Origin of the sequence: Archangium sp., assembly GCF_036389735.1 — a bacterium.
Classification (GTDB): domain Bacteria; phylum Myxococcota; class Myxococcia; order Myxococcales; family Myxococcaceae; genus Archangium.
Genome location: NZ_DASVWK010000095.1, coordinates 1 through 5,161 on the forward strand (window position 1 = coordinate 1; position 5,161 = coordinate 5,161).

The window sequence follows — 5,161 nt, forward strand, 5'->3', positions numbered from 1 at the left end:
GCGGGAGTGGGCTCCCCAGGAGGTTCTTCCGAGCACTGGGCGGGAGTGCGCGCCGCGGGTGGTTCCTCCGAGTCGTGGTGGGCGGGAGTGGGCTCCCCCGGAGGTTCTTCCGAGCACTGGGCGGGAGTGGGCCCGATGGGCGGTTCTTCGGAGCAGTGGGCGGGAGCGGGCCCGATGGATGGTTCCTCGGAGCAGTGGGCGTGGGCATGGTCATGGTCTCGTCCGATGGACGGGGCCTCCGAGACGCGAACCTGGGCGACCTCGCCCTCCGGACGCGGTCGCTGAGAGGGAGACGACATGACCATCGGCTCGCTCGCCATCGTCCTTCACGCACACCTGCCGTTCGTCCGTCATCCCGAGTACGAGCAGTTCCTCGAGGAGGATTGGCTCTACGAGGCCATCTCCGAGACATACCTTCCGTTGCTGCTCGTGTTCGATCGGCTGGCGGAGGAGAACGTCCCCTTCCGGGTGACGATGACGCTCACGCCCACGCTCGTCACCATGCTGCGCGACGAGCTGCTCATGGGCCGCTACGCGCACAGGCTGGATCAGCTCTGTGAGCTGGCCGCGCGTGAGGTGCACCGCACCCGGAATGATCCAGTCTTCGGCCGGCTGGCGCACTTCTACCGGGACCATTTCGAGACCCTGCGCGGCGCCTTCCGCGAGCGCTACAAGCGCGACCTGGTGAGCGGCTTCCGTCGGCTCCAGGACGCGGGGCATCTGGAGATCATCACCTGCAACGCCACCCACGGCTTCCTGCCGCTCATGCAGCAGACGCCCGAGGCCGTGCGCGCTCAAATCACGGTGGCCGCCAACCACTACCGGCTCACCTTCGGGCGGGACGCGCCGGGCATCTGGCTGGCCGAGTGCGGCTACTACCCCGGGGTGGACAAGTTCCTCGCGAACGAGCGCATCCGCTACTTCTTCGTGGACACGCACGGCCTCATGGACGCCACGCCCCGGCCGCTGCATGGCCCCTTCGCTCCCGTCTACACGGAGTCGGGCGTGGCCGCGTACGCGCGGGATCCCGAGAGCAGCCAGCAGGTGTGGAGCTCCCAGCATGGCTACCCCGGCGACCCCGTCTACCGCGAGTTCTACCGGGACATCGGCTGGGACCTGGACCTGGACTACGTCCGGCCCTTCATCCAGCCCACCGGGGACCGCAAGAACACCGGCTTCAAGTACTACCGGATCACCGGCAAGACGCACGACAAGCAGCCCTATGATCCGGACGCCGCGCGCGAGCGGGCCGCCACCCACGCGGGCAACTTCCTCTTCAACCGCGAGAAGCAATTCGAGTGGCTCGCGGGGAAGGTGGGGAGCCGCAAGCCGGTGGTGGTGGCGCCCTACGACGCCGAACTCTTCGGCCACTGGTGGTTCGAGGGGCCCTGGTTCCTCGACGCCCTCATCCGCAAGGTGGCCTTCGATCAGAAGACCTTCCGGCTGACGACGGCCTCGGAGGACCTGGCCGAGCACCCGGAGAACCAGGTGGCCACGCCACCCTTGAGCTCCTGGGGCGCGGGCGGCTACGCCAACATGTGGCTGGATGGCTCCAACGATTGGATCTACCGGCACCTCCACTACTGCTCCCGGCAGATGGTGGCCCTGGCCAAGGACTACCCGGACTCCTCCACGCTCCAGCGGCGGGCACTCAACCAGGCCGCGCGCGAGCTACTGCTGGCGCAGTCCTCGGACTGGGCCTTCATCATGAAGACCGGCACCATGGTGGACTACGCCGTGCGCCGCACGAAGGAGCACCTGCTGCGCTTCCAGCGCCTGCATGATGAGGTGCGGGGCGGCAACATCGACGAGGGCTGGCTGACCCACGTCGAGGGCAAGGACAACCTCTTCCCCGAGATCGACTACCGGGTCTATCGCCCGGGGTAGGGAAGACCCACCCCCTCCCTCTTTTTGGGGAAGAGCCGGTCAGCTCCAGTGTTTCCCAGCCGTGCGGGCGAAGCGGGTACGCCTTGCCTGCACGGTTTTCCGTCTTATCTGGGGAGACATCATGACCAAGCGACTGACCCCTCCGCGTAGCGCCCTGGCAGGCGCTCTCATCCTGGCATTCCCGTTGCTCGCGCGCGCCCAGACGGCGCCGACCCCAGCCGCCAACCCCGTCCAGCCGGCCACCCGTGAGGCGCAGGCCCTGCCATCGCTCTCTCCCCTGGTGGAGTCGGTGAAGGGGGCTGTCGTCAACGTGGACGTGCAGGCCAAGGCCTCCATGGGCGAGGGCGGACCGGGGGAGAATCCCCTCATGGACCGCTTCTTCGGAGGCGGTGGCGGAGCAGGCCCCCGGGGCCAGCGGCGCGAGCCCATCCGCCAGGGCGCCGGCTCGGGCTTCGTCATCGACTCCAAGGGGCTGGTGTTGACCAACAACCATGTCGTCGAGGGGGCGGTGGCCATCCGCGTCCGCATGGACGACGGGCGCAGCTTCGACGCGGAGATCGTCGGGAGGGATCCCCTCACGGACGTGGCCGTCATCCGGCTCAAGGGCAAGGTGGAGAACCTGCCCACCGTGAAGCTGGGGGACTCGGACGCGATGCGCGTGGGTGACTGGGTGGTGGCCATCGGCAACCCCTTCGGGCTGGCCTCCAGCGTGAGCAGTGGCATCCTCTCGGCGCGCGCCCGCGACATCCACTCCGGCCCCTACGACGACTTCCTCCAGACGGACGCCGCCATCAACCCGGGAAACTCGGGTGGCCCGCTCTTCAACCTGAAGGGCGAGGTGGTGGGCATCAACACCGCCATCGTGGGCGGTGGCACGGGCATCGGCTTCGCGGTGCCGAGCAACCTGGTGAAGGCGCTCCTGCCGCAGCTCGAGAAGGACGGCTCGGTGACCCGGGCGTGGCTGGGCATCGGCATCCAGGACCTGACGAGGGACCTGGCCCAGGCGCTCCAGCTCCCCGTGTCCGAGGGGGCGATCGTCTCGCAGGTGAACGACAACTCGCCGGCGGCCAAGGGCGGACTGCGCTCGGATGACGTCATCGTGTCCATCGACGGGCAGAAGGTGGGCTCGGGCGGCGAGCTCACCCGCCGGGTGGCGTTGAAGAAGCCGGGCAGCACCTCGTCGCTGGACGTGTTCCGCGAGGGCAAGCGCCAGGAGCTGAAGGTGCAGCTCGGGACGCGCCCGGACCTGGAGGGCCTGGGCCTGCGCCAGAAGAAGGGCCCCGAGACGGAGGAGTCCTCCAAGGCGCGCGTGGGCGTGTCGCTGAGCAACCTGGATCAGCGCATGGTGGAGCGCACGGGGATGAAGTCCGCGCAGGGCGCGGTGGTGACGGACGTGCTGCCGGGCTCGCCAGCGGAGAGCGCGGAGCTGGAGCCGGGCATGGTGGTGGTGGAGGTGGATCGCAAGCCGGTGCGCAACGCGGAGGAGCTGGCGAAGACGATCCGCAAGGCGCCCTCGGGCAGCACGCTGCTGCTGCGCGTGGAGGTGCCGGGCGGCGGGCGCTACCTGCGCGCCCTGCGCGTCCCGTGATTCAGCCCTTGGCCACGCTGGGCGTGGGAACCGAAGGCTCGCTCGGCCGCGAGATGCCTCGCTCGCGGCCGGGGTGCTGCTCCATGCCGGGCTCGTAGGAGGTGACGCGATTGCGCCCCCCGCGCTTGCTGGCGTAGAGGGCGGAGTCGGCGCAGTCCACGAGGTTGTCCTGGGTGAGGGAGTCGTCGGGCATGGTGGCCACGCCGATGGAGACGGTGATGTGGCCGGAGGGTTGGGTGGGGGAGGCGAGCTGGGGCGCCTCCACCACGGCGCGCCGCAGCTTCTCGGCGACCTCGAAGGCGTCCTCCTTGGACACGTTCGAGAGCACCAGCATGAACTCCTCGCCGCCGTAGCGCGCGAGCGTGTCCACCTTGCGCACGCGAGCGCGGAGCACGTCGCACACCTGGCGCAGGGCCTCGTCACCGGAGCGGTGGCCCGCGGCGTCGTTGAGGCGCTTGAAGTGGTCGATGTCCACCATGAGGATGGACAGCGGGGTGCCGAAGCGCTGCGAGCGCGCCACCTCCAGCTCCAGCCGGTTGAAGAGGTGGCGGCGGTTGGGCACGCCGGTGAGCGGATCCGTGATGGTGAGCTGCACCGCCTCGGCGTGGAGCATGGCGTTCTTCACCGCCGTGGCGGCCTGATCGGCCACCGCGGTGAGCAGCTCGATCTCCTCGGGGGCGAAGCTGGCCACCTCGGGGCGCCGGAAGTTGAGCACGCCCAGCGCCGAGTCCGTGTGCACCATGGGCACGCACAGCAGCGCGCCACCCTCCTGCCCCGGCAGCAGCCCGGTCCGGGCGAACACGCTCGAGGGGTCCGTGACGTCCGGGATGTACACCACCCGGTGCAGCTTCGCGGCGCGCCCGTAGGCGCCCTCGCCGATCTGGAACGTCATCCCCTCCAGGTCCGGTCTCGCCGGGAAGGTGCTCCGGACCTCCAGCAGCCCATCCGCGTTGACGAGCATGATGGAGAAGTCCGGGATGTGGAGCCGCTCGGGCACCAGGTGGCTGACGCGCGAGAGCAGCTCCGACAGCTCGATGGTGGAGTTGACCGAGCGCGCCACGTCGAAGAGCAGGGCCAGCTCGGCGATGCGCTCCTCCAGCTCCTCCTTGAGGGACAGCTTCCACTTCGTCACCTGGAGATCGCGGTGGGTGTCGATCTCCTCGGCCTTCATGGAGGTGAGGCGCGCCAGCATGGCGTTGAAGGCGGCGGACAGGCGGGAGATCTCATCCGCGCCACGCACCTCGGCGCGCACCAGGAAGTCTCCCTCCTCGGCGCGGCGCATGGCGGAGGCCAGCCGGCGCAGGGGGCGCGCGAGGAACAGGTGCAGCGACACCGCGGTGGCGAGCATCAGCATGGTGCCCAGCACCAGCACCGCCACCAGCGCGCCGCCGAGCGCATCGGTGAGCTCCTGGTGCACCACGGGCGCGACCACGCGCAGGTGCAGCAGGCCCACGGGCTTCGTCTCCGCGCCCGCGTGACAGCCCTCACAGGCGTGCTCACCGAGCGGGCGGAGCACCTCCGTCTCGTAGGGCGTCGAGCTGGCCACCTGCGGCCCGGTGGCCGACAGACGCTCGGCGTTGGGGTGGCGGGTGCCTGTCTGGGCGGGCTGGAGCGACCAGCGGATGACGCCGTCCGGCGACAGCACGTTCAGCTCGGCGGTGGCGTGGAGGAGCCGGGTGTCCGAGC

Annotated in this window: 3 protein-coding genes; 2 read left to right on the plus strand and 1 reads right to left on the minus strand. The window is 69.8% G+C overall.

Going from position 1 to position 5,161, the window contains the following annotated elements; translation table 11 throughout:
* Positions 1-297 precede the first annotated feature (297 nt).
* Together VF794_RS03765 and VF794_RS03770 are read left to right on the plus strand one after the other, a co-directional pair.
* Positions 298-1,887 (plus strand): glycoside hydrolase family 57 protein, encoded by a 1,590-nt coding sequence (locus VF794_RS03765; RefSeq protein WP_331107787.1) that lies wholly within the window; start codon positions 298-300, stop codon positions 1,885-1,887.
* 121 nt (positions 1,888-2,008) lie between these two features.
* Entirely contained in the window at positions 2,009-3,475 is a 1,467-nt protein-coding gene (locus tag VF794_RS03770) for a trypsin-like peptidase domain-containing protein (RefSeq protein WP_331107789.1), read from the plus strand.
* Between the two features lies 1 nt (position 3,476).
* Here the strand turns inward: VF794_RS03770 and VF794_RS03775 are convergent.
* The coding region (locus VF794_RS03775; RefSeq protein ID WP_331107791.1) for a diguanylate cyclase at positions 3,477-5,161 on the minus strand (1,685 nt) is incomplete at its 5' end.